Genomic DNA, 18813 nt, shown 5'->3' with positions numbered 1-18813 from the left:
CGTTCCCATACCGAACACGGAAGTTAAGCTTCTCAGCGCCGATGGTAGTTAGGGGCTGTCCCCTTGTGAGAGTAGGACGTTGCCGGGCAAATGATGAAAAGAGTACCTTGGAGAAGGTACTCTTTTTTGCGTGTTTTTTAGAATTGAAACCGAAAAAACATTAACAAGTTTGTCTTGAAAGATCTATCCTCCGCTTTCAGTTTATAAAAATACAGCGACAAAAGTTGCGTCTAATAAACGTATTCAACTATTAGTTTTTCCGCTTGCCATATTCCAATAATGTATTTCTCTCTGTAAGAGAAAGTTCTCTTGCTGCAAAGAGGCTGTAACTCTCATTATACTATTCATATCCTTTTGCAGGATTTTAATTTGCTCTTGCATCTCTTTTATCATTTTCTGTGTCTCGAATTTTTCTTTTTGATCTTTTTCTTCTATTTTTTGTGAAGCGTTAATTCCTTTTGATATTGCAAGGGTTCCAAGAGATTCTCCTATGGCGACGATAATTGCGCCAAACAAGGCAAGATTAAAGCCCCCTTCACCAGATGGATCCGGTTCACCTTGTGAGCCTACTGCTCCCCCTTCAATTTCTTCTACATCCTCAATTTCAACGATAATACCAATTACGGCAATAATACTCCCGATTGCAGCTAATGCGGAGGCGAATAAATCAAGGTATTCACTTTCCCTAAGCTCTTCTGAACCGTCCTTAAGCATAAATATTGGGTACAAGCTACATCACCTTCAATATAAATTTAAGGCAATCTGCGCCCCCTTAAATCAGAGTATTCTTCGACGACAAGAGTGTTCATTCAGCTTTTATGTTTAGATGATATTAATAAGGGAATCATCAATAGAATAGGCTAAATTCCATTTTTTACACATTAGGTATTGAAAATAAATGGAATAGGACATCCTAATTTTATTACGATACTGGGGGAGACATCAAACTTGTTAGAGAATAGTTTAATGATGGTTGCAATTATTTTGATTATTAACGTAGTGTATGTATCATTTTTTACGATTCGAATGATTTTAACATTAAAAGGGCAGCGATATCAGGCAGCCTTCATTAGTATGATTGAAGTGGTTGTATATGTAATCGGTCTTGGTCTCGTATTAGATAATTTAAACCAGATTCAGAATTTAGTTGCTTATGCAGTTGGATATGGAATTGGCGTCATTGTAGGAATGAAAATTGAAGAAAAGCTTGCGCTTGGCTATATAACTGTTAATGTAATAACGAAGGAATATGACAAGGATTTGCCACGAACTCTACGAGAATTGGGATATGGTGTAACTTCTTGGGCGGCAAATGGGCTTGAAGGCGATCGCATGGCGCTGCAAATCTTAACGCCCCGAAAATATGAATTAAAGCTTTATGCAAAAATTAAAGAGCTAGATCCAAAGGCGTTTATCATTGCCTATGAACCAAAAACGATTCATGGTGGATTCTGGGTTAAATCAGTTAAGAAAGGTAAATTATTTTCATGAAAAAAAAGAAGATGGTATTTGAGGTTTTGGAAAGTGAGACAATTGATCAGTGCTTAAACCGGATTAAGGAAGCCGGATATATGCCAGTCAGGCGTACGGAAAAGCCGTACTTTAAAGAGGTCTCTAAAAATGGTAAGGTCGAATATGAACCTGCTGGACGACAAATCGTGTTCGAAGCAAAGGTTTTAGAGTGAAAACACGAACATTAATTTTCTGACTTCTTATATTGTTCGAGATTATCATTGACGGACTATTCGGAAGTTGTTAAGATGAAATTGAAAGATAATCTAACATATTAAAACCCTCGTATAATAATGGGAATATGGCCCATGAGTCTCTACCCGGTAACCGTAAATCTCCGGACTATGAGGGAAAGTTTCGTGACCAGGCATTTCCTTAGATGTTTGCAGTGGAAACATCTCTAATAAACCTATGTTTATTTCTGCCCGGACAGGTACCTTTCCTCTCATTAATAGAGCGATGGTATCCGTCTGGGCTTTTTCCATGGTAAGAAAGTATAAAATTTTCAATTAGGATAATGTCTAGCTTCAGCGCCTATCGCCTATCAAACTTCAGGTCTCCTCCCTAGGATAAGTCAACATCGGTTCGCTCTCGCTCACCGTGTTTCCTTTATCTCGGTCGAAGCCCTTCTGCGTTTGTACGGGGATGAGCAAGGCGCTTACGCTTTTCTTATTTATTGATAGATACCTGAGAATGGGAGGAAAAGATGAAGATTGAAGTAGGAGTGATCATGGGAAGCAAGTCTGATTGGGAAACAATGAAAAATGCTTGCGACATCCTAGAAGAGCTTGAAATCGGATTTGAAAAAAAAGTCGTATCTGCCCATCGTACACCGGATCTCATGTTTGAATATGCAGAAACCGCGCGTGAAAAAGGAATAAAAGTAATCATTGCCGGTGCGGGAGGGGCCGCACATCTGCCAGGAATGGTCGCTGCAAAGACGACCTTACCAGTAATCGGTGTTCCGATACAGTCCAAAGCGTTAAACGGGTTGGATTCGTTGTTATCCATCGTTCAGATGCCAGGTGGCGTTCCTGTGGCAACGGTAGCCATTGGGAAAGCGGGTGCTACAAACGCTGGCCTCCTAGCAGCACAAATTTTAAGTGTCTTTAATCAAACAATTGCCAATCGTCTTGAGGAGAGAAGACAGAGAACGAAACAACAAGTGTTAGAAAGTAGTGATGAGCTTGTTTAAAAAAACAATATTGCCAGGACAAACGATCGGTATCATCGGTGGCGGTCAATTAGGACGTATGATGGCGATGTCAGCAAAAGCTCAAGGATTTAGAATCGCTGTCCTTGATCCTATAGAAGACTCCCCATGCGGGCAAGTGGCAGATGTGAAAATCATTGGCGAATACGATAATATGGAGGCCATTAAACAACTAGCAGAAGTGAGCGACGTCATCACGTATGAATTCGAGAATATCAATGCTGAAACCCTTAACTGGTTATGTGAGAATGCTAATGTTCCACAAGGCTCATCTGTACTTTCTATCACACAGGATCGCGTGAAGGAAAAGGAAGCAATACAAGCAGCAGGAACAAGGGTAGCACCTTATGCGGTGATTCAGTCAGTGGAAGATTTTTATGCTAATATAGAAAAGCTTGGTTTTCCTGCTGTACTGAAGACAGCAACAGGTGGATATGATGGAAAGGGTCAATATGTAATCAAAGACCAAGAAGATATTGAGAAAGCAAAAGATCTTCTTGGTCATGGGATTTGTGTACTCGAGCAATTCATCCCGTTCGCTAAAGAAATATCGGTGATTATATTTAGGAGCCCTGCTGGTGAAACAGCGGTCCTGCCAGTTGGGGAGAATATTCATCAAGATAATATTCTTCATCAAACGATTGTCCCTGCAAGAATATCGGCAACAGCAGAAGGAAAAGCATTAGATGCAGCGGCACAGATTGCTGAGGCACTTGAACTTGTCGGAACGCTTGCAGTGGAAATGTTCCTAAGTGCAGATAACGAAATTTACATCAATGAGCTGGCACCTCGTCCGCATAACTCAGGCCATTATTCCATTGAGGCTTGTGAGACTTCACAATTTGAACAGCATATCCGGGCAGTATGCAACTGGCCACTTGGCAGTACCAAGCTATTAAAACCGGCATTGATGGTCAATATATTAGGAGAGCATCAAACGCCATTACTGAATGAAATCCCATCGTTAACAGATTGGAAAGTTCATCTTTACGGTAAAAAGGAAGCAAAATTCAAACGCAAAATGGGTCATGTAACACTTTTACGCAATAATGTAGAGGAAGCTCTAAATGAAGTCGGAAAAAGTAATATATGGGCTAAAGCAGCAGAAAAGATCGGAGGATAAATCATGATAGATCGTTATACTCGTCCAGAAATGGGCGCCATCTGGACAGAACAAAATCGTTTCCAAGCGTGGTTGGAAGTTGAAATACTCGCGTGTGAGGCATGGGCAGAAATCGGGGATATCCCAAAGGAAGATGTGCAAAAAATACGCGAAAACGCTTCTTTTGATATCAACCGCATTAAAGAAATCGAAGAAGAAACAAGACATGATGTTGTTGCATTTACACGCGCCGTATCTGAAACGTTAGGTGATGAGCGCAAATGGGTGCATTACGGATTAACTTCAACTGATGTTGTTGATACAGCTCTTTCTTACTTAATTAAGCAAGCCAATGATATTCTTCTTAAAGACCTTGAAAGGTTTGTAGAAATTCTTAAAGTGAAAGCACAAGAGCATAAACATACAGTGATGATGGGCCGTACACATGGCGTTCATGCAGAACCAACTACTTTTGGTTTAAAGCTGGCGCTTTGGCATGAAGAAATGAAGCGAAACCTTGATCGTTTCAAAGAAGCAGCAGCGGGCGTTGAATTCGGTAAAATCTCCGGTGCGGTTGGAACATATGCCAATATTGATCCATTTGTTGAGCAATATGTTTGTGAAAAACTAGGCATCAAAGCTGCTCCAATCTCTACACAAACATTACAACGCGATCGTCATGCTCATTACATGGGTGCCATTGCATTGATTGCAACATCTATCGAAAAATTTGCAACAGAAGTTCGAGGATTGCAAAAAAGTGAAACAAGGGAAGTTGAAGAATTTTTCGCAAAAGGCCAAAAGGGCTCTTCTGCAATGCCGCATAAGCGCAATCCAATTGGTTCTGAGAATATGACTGGGCTGGCAAGAGTGATTCGCGGTTATATGATGACTGCTTATGAAAATGTATCATTATGGCATGAGCGCGATATTTCACACTCATCTGCAGAAAGAATCATCCTTCCAGATGCAACGATTGCATTGAATTATATGCTTAATCGCTTTGGTAATATCGTAAAGAATTTAACGGTTTATCCTGAAAACATGAAGCGCAACATGGATCGCACACTCGGATTAATCTACTCTCAACGCGTCCTGCTTGCCTTAATTGATAAAGGTTTGGTGCGTGAGGAAGCATACGATACGGTTCAGCCGCTTGCGATGGAAGCTTGGGAGCAACAAGTGTCATTCCGCAGCTTAATTGATCAGGATGAAAAAATCACATCTATGCTTTCAGAAGCTGAGATTGATGATTGCTTTGACTATCATCATCATATCAAACATGTCGATACTATTTTTGACCGACTAGGCTTATAAAATGTAATAGGAGGTAAGGATTCATCCCTTACCTCTTATCTAACTAAATAAACTTGCAGATAGAAAATTGCTAATTTTCACATATGAGGAGGCGCTTGGCATGGAAAAAGGTGCACTGCTATACGAAGGCAAGGCGAAAATGGTTTACACAACAGATGAGGCGTCAGTTGTCTGGATTGAATATAAAGATGCAGCTACTGCCTATAACGGGGAAAAGAAAGCGAGTATCAATGGAAAAGGCAGACTAAACAATGAGATTACTAGTTTGCTATTTTCCAAGCTTAAAGAACTTGGCATCGATTCTCACTTTATTAAACGCATATCAGAACATGAACAGCTTGTGAAAAAAGTAGACATTATTCCACTTGAAACAGTCGTCCGTAATTATTCCGCAGGCAGTTTCTCAAAAAGGCTGGGCATAGAAGAAGGAAAGCCATTGCCAAGAGCGATTGTTGAGTTTTATTACAAGGATGATGCCTTAGGCGATCCGCTTTTAACAGAAGATCATATTGAAGTAATGGCGCTTGCTTCTAAAGAAGAAGTAGCGGTTTTAAAAGAAAAAGCACTGCAAGTAAATGAAGTGTTATCGGAATTTTTTGAAGAGTTGGGCATTCGCCTCGTCGATTTCAAGCTTGAGTTCGGTAAGGACGAAACAGGAGCCATCCTATTGGCAGATGAGATTTCCCCAGACACTTGCCGATTCTGGGACATTGAAACAAATGAAAAGCTTGATAAGGATGTATTCCGGCGTGATCTTGGCAGTTTAACAGATGCGTATGAAAATATTTTAGCGAGACTTGGAGGAAAGCAAAATGTATAAAGTGAAAGTATTTGTCACATTAAGAGAAAGCGTACTAGACCCTCAAGGAACAGCAGTAAAGGATTCTCTGCATTCCTTAAACTACAGCGAAGTGTCAGATGTCCGTATCGGAAAATACATGGAACTTTCAATTGAAAAGTCTGATCGCCCTGTTGAAGAAGTTGTGAAAGAAATGTGTGAAAGACTTCTCGCCAATGTGGTCATTGAAGATTATCGTTTTGAAATCGAGGAGGCTGTTGCTCAGTGAAGTTTGCCGTCATTGTTTTCCCAGGGTCAAATTGCGACATTGATATGTACCATGCAGTCAAAGATGAGCTCGGCTGTGAAGTGGAATATGTGTGGCATGATGCAGGGAGCTTAGAAGGTTTTGATGGAATCCTTTTACCTGGCGGCTTCTCTTACGGGGATTATCTGCGCTCAGGTGCTATCGCTCGTTTTAGCAACGTCATGAAGGAAGTTGTAAAGGCGGCAGAAGCAGGAAAGCCAGTGCTGGGTGTATGTAATGGTTTTCAAATTTTATTAGAGGCTGGTCTGTTGCCAGGCGCGATGAGACGCAATGAAAGCCTGAAATTTATTTGCCGTCCAGTGAAGCTGAAAGTGGAAAATAACGAAACAATGTTTTCCGCTGTATATGAAGAGAACCAAGTCATCACGATACCGGTTGCACACGGTGAAGGGAATTACTATTGTGATGAAGAAACGCTTGTCAGACTAAAAGAAAACAATCAAATTGTTTTCACGTATCATGAAGAAAATCCAAATGGAAGTCTTGAACATATCGCTGGTATCATGAACGAAAAAGGAAATGTTCTCGGTATGATGCCTCACCCTGAAAGAGCAGTTGATGAGCTTATCGGGGGAGCAGATGGTCTGAAACTTTTTCAATCAATCGTAAAACAATGGAGGGAAGCACATGTCGTTAATGCTTGAACCAAATCCGGAGCAGCTAAAGTCACAGAAGGTATACAAGGAAATGGGTTTATCCGATGAAGAATTTGCGATGGTTGAAAAGATTCTGGGGCGTCTGCCAAATTATACAGAAATCGGGCTGTTTTCAGTCATGTGGTCAGAGCACTGCAGTTATAAAAACTCTAAACCTGTATTAAAAAAATTCCCGACTACTGGTGATAAAGTGTTGCAGGGGCCAGGGGAAGGGGCAGGTATTGTTGATATTGGAGATGAGCAGGCGGTTGTATTCAAAATTGAAAGCCATAATCACCCTTCTGCGATTGAGCCTTATCAAGGCGCAGCAACAGGTGTGGGCGGCATTATCCGCGATGTATTTTCAATGGGGGCGAGACCTGTTGCACTCCTCAACTCTCTACGCTTTGGAGAATTGGATTCTCCTCGCGTTCGGTACCTTTTTGAAGAAGTAGTCGCAGGCATCGCTGGTTATGGCAACTGTATCGGTATCCCAACAGTTGGCGGAGAAATACAATTCGATGCATCCTACGAAGGAAATCCATTAGTCAATGCGATGTGTGTTGGACTCATTGACCATAAGGATATTAAAAAAGGGCAGGCACATGGTGTGGGTAATACGGTGATGTATGTAGGGGCAAAAACTGGACGCGATGGCATTCACGGCGCGACCTTTGCTTCAGAAGAACTTACGGATCAATCCGAAGAAAAACGCCCGGCTGTTCAAGTAGGCGATCCCTTCATGGAAAAGCTGCTGCTTGAAGCATGCTTAGAACTAGTTCAATCAGATGCCCTTGTCGGCATTCAAGATATGGGTGCAGCTGGTCTAACAAGTTCATCTGCAGAAATGGCAAGTAAAGCAGGATCTGGTATAGAGATGAATCTTGACCTTGTACCTCAGCGTGAAGCAGGCATGACAGGTTATGAAATGATGCTTTCAGAGTCACAAGAAAGAATGTTGATTGTAGTTACAAAAGGCAGGGAACATGAGATTGTTGATCTATTTTCAAAATATGATCTAGAGGCTGTTTCCATTGGTCATGTGACAGATGATAAGCAGCTTCGCCTCCTTCATAAAGGTGAAGTGATTGCTGATGTACCAGCTGATGCGCTTGCTGAGGAAGCGCCAGTCTATCACAAGACTTCTATTGAACCAGCATACTATCGTGAGTTCCAAGCAATGAACAATGATATTCCAGCTGTTGAAAATTATAAAGAAACATTAACAGCATTATTGCAGCAGCCAACGATTGCAAGCAAAGAATGGGTTTATGACCAATATGATTATATGGTAAGAACAAATACGGTTGTAGCCCCGGGCTCAGATGCCGCAGTCATTAGAATTCGCGGAACCCGTAAAGGCTTAGCGATGACAACGGATTGCAATTCGCGCTATATGTATTTAGATCCTGAAACGGGCGGAAAAATTGCTGTTGCAGAGGCGGCTAGAAATATAATCTGTTCAGGTGGGGAGCCGCTGGCAATTACAGATAATTTAAACTTCGGCAACCCGGAAAAGCCCGAAATCTTCTGGCAAATTGAAAAAGCCGCTGATGGGATTAGTGAAGCATGCAGAACCTTGAACACGCCAGTAATTGGCGGAAATGTATCATTATATAACGAAACAAATGGTACTGCCATTTATCCAACACCAGTGATTGGAATGGTTGGTCTAGTTCAGGACGTTGATCACGTTATAACTCAGCCTTTTAAAGCTGCTGGCGACTTAATTTACTTGCTTGGTGAAACAAAGCCGGAGTTTGGCGGCAGTGAACTGCAAAAGCTGACTTACAAAAAAATCTTTGGCAAAGCACCGGCGCTTGATTTAGATACAGAAGCAGAGTATCAGGAAAAAGTATTAGCAGCGATTCGTTCCGGCTTGATTGCTTCTGCACATGATCTCGCTGAAGGTGGATTAGCAGTTGCTGTGGCGGAAAGTCTATTCTCTCCTAAAAAATTAGGTGCGGATATCCATCTTTCCGGCGATGCTACAACTCAATTATTCAGTGAATCTCAATCAAGATACTTGCTAAGTGTAAAGAAAGAGCATCAGCAAGAATTTGAAAAGCTAACGGGTGCAGCGTTAATTGGCGAAGTCACAGATACACATACGCTCCAAGTTTTCATCAATAACGAAGTGGTTCTTGAAGAACAAACGGAAGTGCTTGAAAAAGCCTGGAAGGGAGCTATACCAACATGCTTGCTGAAATAAAAGGATTAAATGAAGAGTGCGGTGTTTTCGGTATTTGGGGTCATCCAGAAGCAGCTCAAATTACGTATTACGGTCTTCACAGTCTTCAGCATCGAGGGCAAGAGGGAACGGGTATCGTTGTGACAGATGGCAAAAAATTAAAAGGTGTAAAGGGTGAGGGCCTTGTAACAGAGGTTTTCTCCTCTGATGCGATTCAAGAATTAGAAGGCACGTCTGCCATTGGCCATGTGCGCTATGCAACAGCAGGTGGAGGTGGCTATGATAATGTTCAGCCGCTTTTATTCCAATCGCAAAACGGCGGTCTTTCGCTTTGCCATAATGGGAATTTAACGAATGCAACAGCATTGAAGCATCAGTTGGAAGCACAAGGCAGTATTTTTCAAACGAGCTCTGATACAGAGGTTTTGGCGCATCTAATAAAACGCGGCGGAGTTTCTTCCCATAAAGAAAGAGTGAAAAATGCTTTATCCATGGTGAAGGGGGCGTATGCTTTCTTGATCATGACAGAGGATGAAATGATGGTTGCGCTCGATCCAAATGGAATGAGACCACTGTCTTTAGGCAAGCTGGGCGATGCTTATGTAGTTACATCTGAAACATGCGCTTTTGATATTGTAGGAGCAGAGTTTATTCGCGATATCTTGCCAGGGGAGCTTCTTATTATTGATGATAATGGCTTCCGTTCTGAAATGTTTGCGATGGCTTCAAATATTGCGATGTGTACGATGGAGTATGTCTACTTCTCCCGTCCAGACAGCAATATAAACGGGATCAATGTCCATACAGCAAGAAAGAGCCTTGGCAAACAGCTGGCTATTGAAGTGCCAATTGAAGCCGACGTTGTTACAGGAGTGCCTGATTCAAGCATCTCAGTAGCTATCGGATATGCAGAAGCAACCGGCATTCCTTATGAGATGGGATTAATTAAGAATAAATATGTGGGTCGAACATTTATTCAACCTTCACAGTCTTTAAGAGAACAAGGTGTGAAGATGAAGCTGTCCCCAGTTAGAGGCGTTGTTGAAGGAAAACGTGTGGTAATGGTTGATGATTCGATTGTACGCGGAACAACAAGCAGAAGGATCGTATCCATGTTGAAAGAAGCAGGTGCGACAGAAGTGCATGTCATCATCAGCTCACCACCGATAAAAAACCCATGTTTTTATGGAATTGATACATCTACGAAGGATGAGCTCATTGCATCAGATCGTTCTGTAGAAGAAATTCGTGAAATCATCGGAGCAGATACACTAACATTTTTAAGCGTTGATGGAATGGTAGAAGCGATAGGACGGAAGGAAGATGGCGAGAATCGCGGTCAATGCCTTGCTTGCTTCACAGGTAAATATCCAACAGAAATTTATCCTAGTACTTTACATCCTTATGAAAAAGTATAAAAGCGGCAGGCAGTCATGCCGCTTTTTTTCCGAAAAAACTTGTGAGGTGGACATAAATGGCGAATGCGTATAAACAAGCAGGAGTAGATATCGAGGCAGGATATGAAGCGGTTACCCGCATGAAAAAGCATGTGGAGAGAACCATTCGACCTGGCGTCATGGGCGGATTAGGCGGATTTGGAGGCATGTTTGACCTCTCTGTATTGCAATTAAAGGAGCCTGTTCTCGTATCAGGAACCGATGGAGTAGGTACAAAATTGATGCTCGCTTTTATGATGGATCGTCACGATACAATTGGCATCGATGCAGTGGCTATGTGTGTAAATGATATCGTTGTACAAGGGGCAGAGCCGATTTATTTCTTAGACTATATTGCTTGCGGCAAAGCTGAGCCTGAGAAAATTGAGGCGATTGTCAAAGGGATTTCCGACGGCTGCGAACAAGCTGGCTGTGCGCTGGTTGGCGGAGAAACAGCCGAGATGCCTGGCATGTACAGCGAAGAAGAGTATGATCTAGCCGGTTTTTCAGTAGGAGCTTGTGAAAAAAGCGGTTTGATTGATGGGTCTAATATTAAAGCTGGCGATGTGTTAATTGGACTTGCTTCAAGCGGTATTCACAGCAATGGTTATTCTCTCGTGAGAAAGCTGTTTTTTGAAGATGCAAAAATGTCTTTGAATGATTATGTAGAAGAACTAGGTTGCACATTAGGTGAAGAATTATTGCGTCCAACCCGCATTTATGTGAAATCAGTTTTATCCGCCCTGAAAGAGTTTGAAATCAACGGATTGGCACATATTACAGGCGGTGGATTTATTGAAAATATCCCGCGTATGCTGCCGGAAGGATTGGGAGCTGAGATTAAAGAGGGCAGTTGGCACGTTCCACAAGTATTCTCATTAATGGAGTCAGTTGGAAATCTAGAAAGAAATGATATGTACAATATCTTCAATATGGGAATTGGCATGGTTGCTGCGGTCGATCCTCATGTAGCAGATACACTAGTAACTCACTTTAATGCTCAAGGAGAAAAGGCAAGCATCATTGGTAAGGTAACAAATCAAGCAGGAATCGCGATTTTGTAATCAACGGGGGTAACCATGAAGAATATCGCAATATTTGCTTCCGGAAGCGGAACGAATTTTCAAGCCATAGTCGATGCCAATCAACAAGGCAAGCTAGATGCGAATATTAAAGTCTTAATTTGTGATAAGCCGCAAGCCAATTGTATAAAAAGGGCAGTGGACGCAGCGGTTCCTTCCTTCGTATTCAATGCAAAAGAGTTTGCTAGCAAAGAAGAATACGAGAAAAAAATATTGCAGGAATTGCAACATGCTGAAGTCGAGTTTATTGTGCTTGCGGGTTATATGAGGTTAATTGGAAGTGTTCTTTTGCAGACATATGCAGGCAGAATCGTGAACGTCCATCCATCATTATTGCCAGCTTTTCCAGGGAAGGATGCCATCGGACAGGCACTTGAAGCGAGGGCGAAGGCAACAGGTGTCACCATTCATTATGTCGACGAAGGCATGGATACCGGCCCGATCATTGATCAATATTCCATAACGATGGATGAAGATGAGACGAAGGCAAGTCTACAGAATAAAATTCATGAGGTAGAACATCAATTTTATCCAATGGTGCTTAATAAACTACTAAATCAATAACGACATAGAGCAGCTATTCACAAGGAGGAAGTTGGGAATGAAGAAACGTGCACTCATTAGTGTGTCAGATAAAAGCGGTATTGCAGAATTCGCGCAACAATTAAATGAGCTTGGATTTGAAATCTTATCTACAGGCGGTACAAAAAAAGCATTAGAGGCAGCGGGCATCCCTGTCATGGGTGTAAGTGATGTAACTGGTTTTCCAGAAATATTAGAAGGCCGCGTGAAAACGCTGAACCCAATGATCCATGGCGGGTTGCTTGCTAAATTTGATGACCCTTCTCACAAGGAACAGTTGGATGAGCATCAAATTCAACCCATACAAGTCGTTTGTGTGAACCTGTACCCTTTTCAACAAACGATTGCAAGACCAGATGTAACGGTTGAAGATGCGATAGAAAATATTGATATTGGTGGCCCAGCAATGCTTCGTGCATCAGCAAAAAACCATGAGTATGTAACAGTTGTTGTTGATCCAACTGATTATGAAACCGTTCTGTCTCAATTAAAAGAAGAAGGCATTGTAGAAAAAGCGACAAAGAGAAAGCTTGCTGCTAAGGTTTTCCGTCATACGGCTGCCTATGACGCAATGATTGCCGAGTACATGACAAATCTTGCAGAAGAAGAAACGCCTGAAAAGCTAACAGTAACTTATGAATTAAAGCAATCGTTAAGATATGGAGAAAATCCACATCAAAAAGCAGCATTCTACCGCAAGCCGCTTGGCTCTGAATTTTCCATTGCTAATGGCACGCAGCTGCATGGTAAAGAACTATCCTATAACAATATTAATGATGCAGATGCAGCGCTGCAAATTGTGAAAGAATTCTCTGAACCTGCAGCGGTTGCTGTGAAGCATATGAATCCATGCGGTGTCGGAACAGGTGTAAACATTTATGATGCTTTTTCAAAAGCATTTGCAGCTGATCCTGTTTCCATATTTGGCGGCATCATTGCGCTGAATCGCGAGGTGGATACCGAAACAGCGAAAAAATTATATGAAATATTCTTAGAGATTATCATTGCACCATCGTTCTCCGAAGAGGCATTAAGTATTTTAACAGGTAAGAAAAATCTTCGGTTATTAACGATTCCTTTTCATGCTGAAAAGAAAACAGAAAAAAGATTTACGGCGATCGAGGGTGGCTTATTAGCTCAAGAGTACGATCTATACAGCTTGGAAGATGCGAATATTTCCGTTCCGACGAAAAGGGAGCCAACTGAGGAAGAATGGAAGGCATTAAAGCTTGGCTGGAAAGTGGTTAAACATGTAAAATCCAATGCGATTATCGTGAATAACGCTGATATGACTTTAGGTGTGGGTGCGGGTCAAATGAATCGTGTGGGCTCAGCGCAAATTGCCATAAAGCAGGCAGGAAAACAAGTCGATGGTGCAACGATGGCATCGGATGCGTTTTTCCCAATGGACGATACCGTCGAAGCAGCTGCCAAAGCAGGTATTACTGCGATCATTCAACCCGGCGGATCTATTAAAGATGCGGATTCAATCAAGAAAGCGGATGAATATGGCATGGCCATGGTATTTACCGGAGTAAGACATTTTAAACATTAATGATTTTACTGATCGGAGGAGAAAAGAATGAACGTATTAGTGATTGGCCGAGGTGGACGCGAGCATGCGATTTGCCGAAAAATCAGTGAAAGCAGCACTGTAGAGCATGTGTTTGTTGCACCAGGGAATCCAGGAATGGAGGATGTAGCAACATTAGTTGACATTGAAGAGCATGAACAAGACCGATTGATACAATTTGCTTTGGAGAACGAGATCGGGTTAACAGTGATTGGTCCTGAAGTTCCGCTTCTTGAAGGATTGGCTGATCACTTTTTACAGGCAGGGCTGAAGGTATTTGGACCGCAAAAGACAGCTGCAGAAATAGAAGGAAGTAAATCATTTGCTAAGGAATTAATGAAGAAATATGTAATTCCAACTGGTGAATATGAGGTATTCTCTGACTTTGAGCAGGCAAGTGCTTATGTTAAGGAAAAAGGAGCTCCAATTGTAATTAAAGCAGATGGATTAGCTGCAGGCAAAGGTGTAACAGTGGCAATGACTCTGGAGGAAGCCCTTCTGAGCCTAGAGGAAATGCTATTGGCAGAAAAGTTTGGTTCAGCCTCTGCGACAGTTGTGATTGAAGAGTTCTTAGCGGGAGAAGAATTTTCATTAATGGCTTTTGTAAATGGAGAAACCGTCATCCCGCTTGAGATTGCTCAGGACCATAAGCGAGCCTATGACGGGGATAAAGGACCAAACACTGGTGGCATGGGAGCTTATTCACCCGTTCCTCATATTCCTGATGAAGTGGTGCAAACAGCGATACAGACGATTCTTCAACCGGCAGCAAATGCACTTGTTCAAGAGAACAGACACTTTTGCGGAGTTTTATATGCAGGGCTGATTGCGACGGAAAAAGGTCCGAAGGTGATTGAATTCAACGCGCGTTTTGGTGATCCTGAAACACAGGTGATTCTGCCAAGAATGACATCTGATTTAGCGGAAGTGATGCTGAAGGTGATTGATGGTGAGAAACCAGCCATTGAATGGGACCCGCAGCCGATGCTTGGTGTGGTTATTGCATCCAATGGTTATCCAGAAGCATATGAAAAAGGAGCCATCCTGACAGGGGTCGAAAAAACGGCTGAAGAATTACTAGTCTTTCATGCTGGAACAGCTAAGAATGAAGCAGGACAATTTGTAACGAATGGCGGCCGTGTTCTCCTTGCTGGTGCTAAGGCGAGAACCCTGCAAGAAGCGCAGGGAAAAGTATATGCAGGCCTTAGCCATTTACAATCAAATGAAGTTTTTTATCGTCATGATATAGGGTTTAAAGCCATCCGACATGCAGAAGTGAAATAAATATGGAAGCCCCCGTTTTCGGGGGCTTCCATATTAAAAATCGGTATCCTTTAGGAGGTCATGTGGCTTTTTATCAGTATCAGCCATTTCTTGAGCGGCTTCCTTCCCTTTTTCAAACAGGGCGATTACTGGACAGAATCGGACAATTCCTTCTGCAACTTTCATGGCTCCTAGCATGATGAATAAAAGAAAGCGATCCTGCCAAGGCTTTTTGACAAACTTTGCCGTGCCCCAAGCAACAATAGTCAAGCCGCATGTAATACGGAGAAGTGCTTGGATAATTCCTATGTTTGGCTTTAAATTCATGTAATTGCCTCCTTCACAAAAAATTAACAAATTTTTGTCATTCTTTAATGCGTTAAAAAGTGATATATGTTATGATAAAACACAAACAAATGAATGATACCTCAGTGAATATGCACCCTACTGAATTGAATAGGATCTTTGACGATATAAAAAATGAGAGAAATATTTTTCTTTTACACATATCCCGAAAACATAAATAAAAGGAGGAAATAGAGTGCTGGAACAGCGATACCGTTGGAAGAATAAACATTTGCGTGAGCATGTTTCCGTAGTTGACGGAAAGATATCACCAACGATACTATTGAAAAACGCCCGTTATTTAAATCAGGCATTTAAAAAATGGATGACAGCAAACATATGGATCTACGGTGATCGCATCGTCTATGTCGGTGAAAAGCTCCCCGAGAAAACCGATGGCTGCGAAATTGTAGACTGTGAAGGCCAGTCGCTTGTTCCTGGTTATATCGAGCCTCATGCACACCCATTTCAATTATATAATCCCCATTCTTTTGCCAGCTATGCAGCCCAATTTGGAACGACAACATTAATAAATGACAATATGGTGCTTGCGTTACAGTTAGACAAAAAGAAAGCGTTTTCATTATTAAAAGAAATGCGAAATATCCCGACAACGATGTATTGGTGGTGCCGATTTGATGCCCAAACAGAAATCCAGCATGAAGAAACCACCTTTTCACATGGCAATATTAAATCATGGCTAGAACATGATGCAGTGCTGCAGGGCGGGGAATTAACAGGCTGGCCAAAACTGTTGGACGGCGATGATATGATGCTTCACTGGATGCAGGAAGCCAAGAGAATGCGTAAACAAATTGAAGGCCATTTTCCTGGTGCATCAGAAAAGACTTTAGCAAAGTTAATGCTCTTAGGTGCTGATTGCGATCACGAAGCCATCAACGGTCAAGAGGTGTATAACCGCTTAATGCAGGGTTACACCGTCTCTTTACGCTATTCATCTATCCGGCCGGATCTGCCGCTGCTCTTAGATGAAATGCATGAGCTCGGAATCGATAACTATGATCAATTTGTTTTTACGACAGACGGATCCTCTTCTTCATTCTCAGAGTCTGGGATCATTGACCAGATGATTAGAATTGCAATAGAAAAGGGTGTTCCAACCATTGATGCTTATAATATGGGGACCATTAATGTCGCTAAATATTATAATATCCAATATCTCCATGGGAATATCGCAACCGGCAGGGTCGCGAATATCAATCTATTGGAAGATGAAAAGAACCCTACTCCAGTCGGTGTAATTGCCAAAGGTAAATGGGTGAAAAAAGATGGCGTCAACCTCGATAACTATGAGGATATGGCATGGGAAGAATATGGCTTTGAACCATTGGAGCTTAACTGGGATCTAACGAGTAATGATATGCAATTCTCCATGCCTTTTGGAATCAAAATGGAGAATTCCGTTATCACCAAACCTTATTCCATTGCGATTGATATCTCTAATGACGAGCTTGACCGAACACATGATGAATGTTTCTTCATGCTTATTGACCGAAAAGGGAAATGGAGGGTCAATACGATTCTGAAAGGGTTTGCCGATAATTTGGGCGGCCTTGCAAGCTCCTTCTCTAATACTGGCGATATTATTATTATCGGAAAAGATAAAGAAGATATGAAAAATGCTTTTTATCGTATGAAGGAACTTGGCGGAGGAATCGTCGTTTCAGAAAAAGGCAAGATTGTAAACGAAATCCCTTTGAAGCTAAAGGGAATCATGTCTGATAAAAAAGTAGAAGACTTAATAGAAGATGAAAAAAGCCTTTTGCAATATTTGAAAAACACTGGCTATAAGTTTGCGGACCCTATCTATACCTTATTGTTTTTCTCATCTACTCACCTTCCTTATATCAGGGTGACACAGCGTGGAATGTACGATGTGATGAATAAAACTGTACTCTTTCCAACGATGATGCGTTAAAATGTAAAAGAAGGGTTTTGAATTCGGTAAGGGGTGCATCATGCTAAAAAAATGGATGGCTGTTTCAGCGATTACAATGCTTTTAGTTTCAGGATGCAGCAAGAGTGAAACAGATGAGGATTTAAAAGATGAAAAAAGTGGAGCGCCTGAACAAGCAGTAGATGCCAACGAAGAAGGTATGCCATCTCCGCTAACAGGACTTCAAGATAATAGGGAAGAACCCAGACGATCATTTGCGGTGATGATTAATAATCATCCAAACGCAAGACCGCAATCGGGGCTTGATAAGGCTGATATCGTCTATGAAATGCTCGCAGAAGGCGAAGTAACAAGATTTCTCGCCATTTATGAAAGTGAACAACCACAAATTGTTGGACCTGTAAGGAGTGCAAGGGATTATTATATTGAACTTGCCAAAGCCTATGATAGTATATTCATTGCCCATGGCAATAGCCCTGAAGCGAAAAAACTGCTTGACCAGGGATATGTTGATAGTTTAAACGGTCTATACTATGATGGCACATTGTTTGAACGAGTAAGCTTTCGCAAAGCTCCCCATAATTCTTATATTACCTTCGATCATATTAAAGAAGGGGCGCTGGAAAAGGGCTATGATATGGAGATAGCTCCGTCACCTCACCTATTTTTAACGAAGGAAGAGGCAGGTCAGATTGATGGGCAGCAAGCAACGGCTGTTTCTATTGAATATTCAACCAAGAATCCATTTTTTAATGTGACCTATCAATACGATGAATCACTGGAAAAGTACAAAAGAGCTTCTAATGATGAATTAACTGTTGATAATGATTCTGGAGACCCGGTATTACTAAGTAATGTCTTTATCATTGAGACCCCTCATCAAGTAGTTGATGGCGATGGAAGACGCGACATTGATTTATCTTCAGGGGGAAGGGGATATCTTCTTCAAAGAGGTAGGATGTCTGAAGTAAACTGGATCAACAAGGAAGGAAGAATTCTTCCGGTCATTGATGGAAAAGAACAAGGACTTGTTCAGGGGAAGACATGGATCAATGTCGTGCCTGCTGATCCTGGTTTAGAATCGTCCATTGTAATAGACAATGCAACTACAAATTAAAGGAGTTAACTATATATGCAAATAAATAAACTAAGAGGACAAGAACTAGATCAATTATTTAATGCAGTCTTATCCTTAAAAGACCTTGATGAGTGCTATCGATTTTTTGATGACCTATGCACAGTGAACGAAATTCAATCATTAGCCCAAAGGCTGGAAGTTGCCCGCATGCTGCGCGAAGGAAAAACGTATCATAAAATAGAAACAGAAACAGGCGCAAGCACAGCAACCATCTCTCGTGTAAAACGTTGCTTAAACTACGGAAACGATGCCTATGAAATGGCATTAGAAAGAATTAAAGAAGACGGACCAGAGACAGAACAATAAGCAGCATGACACTTAAACCGAGGGACACTCCCACGGTTTTTTTTATTCGTTGAATGAGATGAGAAATGGGATGCAGAAATTGAGTGAACAAGTG

The 18813-nt window shown here is 41.7% G+C and carries 19 protein-coding genes, 1 rRNA gene and 1 riboswitch; of the genes, 18 read left to right on the top strand and 2 right to left on the bottom strand.

Going from position 1 to position 18813, the window contains the following annotated elements; all coding sequences use genetic code 11:
* Window positions 1-88, top strand: a 5S ribosomal RNA gene (gene rrf, locus J2S17_RS23370); the annotation flags it as partial.
* Between the two features lie 155 nt (window positions 89-243).
* On the opposite strand, the gene J2S17_RS23365 is transcribed toward rrf, so the two are convergent.
* Window positions 244-729 carry a hypothetical protein gene (locus J2S17_RS23365; protein ID WP_307478467.1) on the bottom strand — a complete coding sequence of 162 codons (486 nt, stop codon included), beginning with the start codon at window positions 727-729 and terminating at the stop codon, window positions 244-246.
* 219 nt (window positions 730-948) lie between these two features.
* Between J2S17_RS23365 and J2S17_RS23360 the strand changes: the two genes are divergently transcribed.
* The 14 genes from J2S17_RS23360 (at window position 949) to purD (ending at window position 15033) form a co-directional block, all read left to right on the top strand.
* Complete coding sequence (locus J2S17_RS23360; protein WP_307478465.1) at window positions 949-1491, top strand: DUF2179 domain-containing protein; 543 nt, start codon at window positions 949-951, stop codon at window positions 1489-1491.
* Complete coding sequence (locus J2S17_RS23355; protein ID WP_307478463.1) at window positions 1488-1685, top strand: NETI motif-containing protein; 198 nt, start codon at window positions 1488-1490, stop codon at window positions 1683-1685. The genes J2S17_RS23360 and J2S17_RS23355 overlap by 4 nt, the downstream gene beginning before the upstream one ends.
* 90 nt (window positions 1686-1775) lie before the next feature.
* Window positions 1776-1877: riboswitch (purine riboswitch) on the top strand.
* Between the two features lie 341 nt (window positions 1878-2218).
* Window positions 2219-2707: a 5-(carboxyamino)imidazole ribonucleotide mutase gene (purE, locus tag J2S17_RS23350; protein WP_307478462.1), complete on the top strand. Its 489-nt coding sequence runs from the start codon at window positions 2219-2221 to the stop codon at window positions 2705-2707.
* Window positions 2694-3848: a 5-(carboxyamino)imidazole ribonucleotide synthase gene (gene purK / locus J2S17_RS23345; protein ID WP_307478461.1), complete on the top strand. Its 1155-nt coding sequence runs from the start codon at window positions 2694-2696 to the stop codon at window positions 3846-3848. The genes purE and purK overlap by 14 nt, the downstream gene beginning before the upstream one ends.
* A 3-nt stretch (window positions 3849-3851) precedes the next feature.
* The gene (gene purB, locus J2S17_RS23340; RefSeq protein WP_307478460.1) at window positions 3852-5144 is read left to right on the top strand and encodes an adenylosuccinate lyase; all 1293 of its coding nucleotides are present in this window, start codon (window positions 3852-3854) and stop codon (window positions 5142-5144) included.
* 100 nt (window positions 5145-5244) lie between these two features.
* The gene (purC, locus tag J2S17_RS23335; protein ID WP_307478458.1) at window positions 5245-5964 is read left to right on the top strand and encodes a phosphoribosylaminoimidazolesuccinocarboxamide synthase; all 720 of its coding nucleotides are present in this window, start codon (window positions 5245-5247) and stop codon (window positions 5962-5964) included.
* Window positions 5957-6211 carry a phosphoribosylformylglycinamidine synthase subunit PurS gene (gene purS / locus J2S17_RS23330; RefSeq protein ID WP_307478457.1) on the top strand — a complete coding sequence of 85 codons (255 nt, stop codon included), beginning with the start codon at window positions 5957-5959 and terminating at the stop codon, window positions 6209-6211. Before purC ends, purS begins: the two co-directional genes overlap by 8 nt.
* Window positions 6208-6894, top strand: coding sequence for a phosphoribosylformylglycinamidine synthase subunit PurQ (gene purQ / locus J2S17_RS23325; protein ID WP_307478456.1), 687 nt, complete (start codon window positions 6208-6210; stop codon window positions 6892-6894). Before purS ends, purQ begins: the two co-directional genes overlap by 4 nt.
* Entirely contained in the window at window positions 6878-9097 is a 2220-nt protein-coding gene (gene purL, locus J2S17_RS23320) for a phosphoribosylformylglycinamidine synthase subunit PurL (RefSeq protein ID WP_307478454.1), read from the top strand. Before purQ ends, purL begins: the two co-directional genes overlap by 17 nt.
* Entirely contained in the window at window positions 9082-10494 is a 1413-nt protein-coding gene (gene purF / locus J2S17_RS23315) for an amidophosphoribosyltransferase (protein WP_307478453.1), read from the top strand. The genes purL and purF overlap by 16 nt, the downstream gene beginning before the upstream one ends.
* Before the next feature lie 56 nt (window positions 10495-10550).
* Window positions 10551-11576, top strand: a complete 1026-nt coding sequence (gene purM, locus J2S17_RS23310) for a phosphoribosylformylglycinamidine cyclo-ligase (protein WP_307478452.1) — start codon at window positions 10551-10553, stop codon at window positions 11574-11576.
* Between the two features lie 15 nt (window positions 11577-11591).
* Complete coding sequence (gene purN / locus J2S17_RS23305) at window positions 11592-12158, top strand: phosphoribosylglycinamide formyltransferase (RefSeq protein WP_307478451.1); 567 nt, start codon at window positions 11592-11594, stop codon at window positions 12156-12158.
* A 37-nt stretch (window positions 12159-12195) separates the two neighbouring features.
* Window positions 12196-13731 carry a bifunctional phosphoribosylaminoimidazolecarboxamide formyltransferase/IMP cyclohydrolase gene (gene purH, locus J2S17_RS23300; RefSeq protein WP_307478450.1) on the top strand — a complete coding sequence of 512 codons (1536 nt, stop codon included), beginning with the start codon at window positions 12196-12198 and terminating at the stop codon, window positions 13729-13731.
* Between the two features lie 27 nt (window positions 13732-13758).
* Window positions 13759-15033 carry a phosphoribosylamine--glycine ligase gene (purD, locus tag J2S17_RS23295; protein ID WP_307478448.1) on the top strand — a complete coding sequence of 425 codons (1275 nt, stop codon included), beginning with the start codon at window positions 13759-13761 and terminating at the stop codon, window positions 15031-15033.
* A gap of 33 nt (window positions 15034-15066) precedes the next feature.
* Here purD and J2S17_RS23290 read toward each other — a convergent pair whose 3' ends face one another.
* Window positions 15067-15339 carry a YgaP family membrane protein gene (locus tag J2S17_RS23290; RefSeq protein ID WP_307478447.1) on the bottom strand — a complete coding sequence of 91 codons (273 nt, stop codon included), beginning with the start codon at window positions 15337-15339 and terminating at the stop codon, window positions 15067-15069.
* A gap of 214 nt (window positions 15340-15553) precedes the next feature.
* Between J2S17_RS23290 and J2S17_RS23285 the strand changes: the two genes are divergently transcribed.
* Genes J2S17_RS23285 through J2S17_RS23275 form a run of 3 tightly spaced genes read left to right on the top strand, consistent with a single transcriptional unit; the run spans window position 15554 to window position 18719 of the window.
* Window positions 15554-17296 (top strand): adenine deaminase C-terminal domain-containing protein, encoded by a 1743-nt coding sequence (locus tag J2S17_RS23285; protein WP_307478446.1) that lies wholly within the window; start codon window positions 15554-15556, stop codon window positions 17294-17296.
* Window positions 17297-17336: 40 nt separating this feature from the next.
* Window positions 17337-18392, top strand: a complete 1056-nt coding sequence (locus tag J2S17_RS23280) for a DUF3048 domain-containing protein (RefSeq protein ID WP_307478445.1) — start codon at window positions 17337-17339, stop codon at window positions 18390-18392.
* Between the two features lie 15 nt (window positions 18393-18407).
* On the top strand, window positions 18408-18719 hold the full coding sequence (locus J2S17_RS23275) for a YerC/YecD family TrpR-related protein (RefSeq protein WP_307478444.1): 312 nt from the start codon (window positions 18408-18410) through the stop codon (window positions 18717-18719).
* The last annotated feature ends 94 nt before the right edge of the window (window positions 18720-18813 follow it).

Source organism: Cytobacillus purgationiresistens (assembly GCF_030813235.1).
In the GTDB taxonomy this organism is placed as follows: Bacteria; Bacillota; Bacilli; order Bacillales; family Cytobacillaceae; genus Cytobacillus; species Cytobacillus purgationiresistens.
This window is presented reverse-complemented; position numbering and strand designations above follow the sequence as displayed.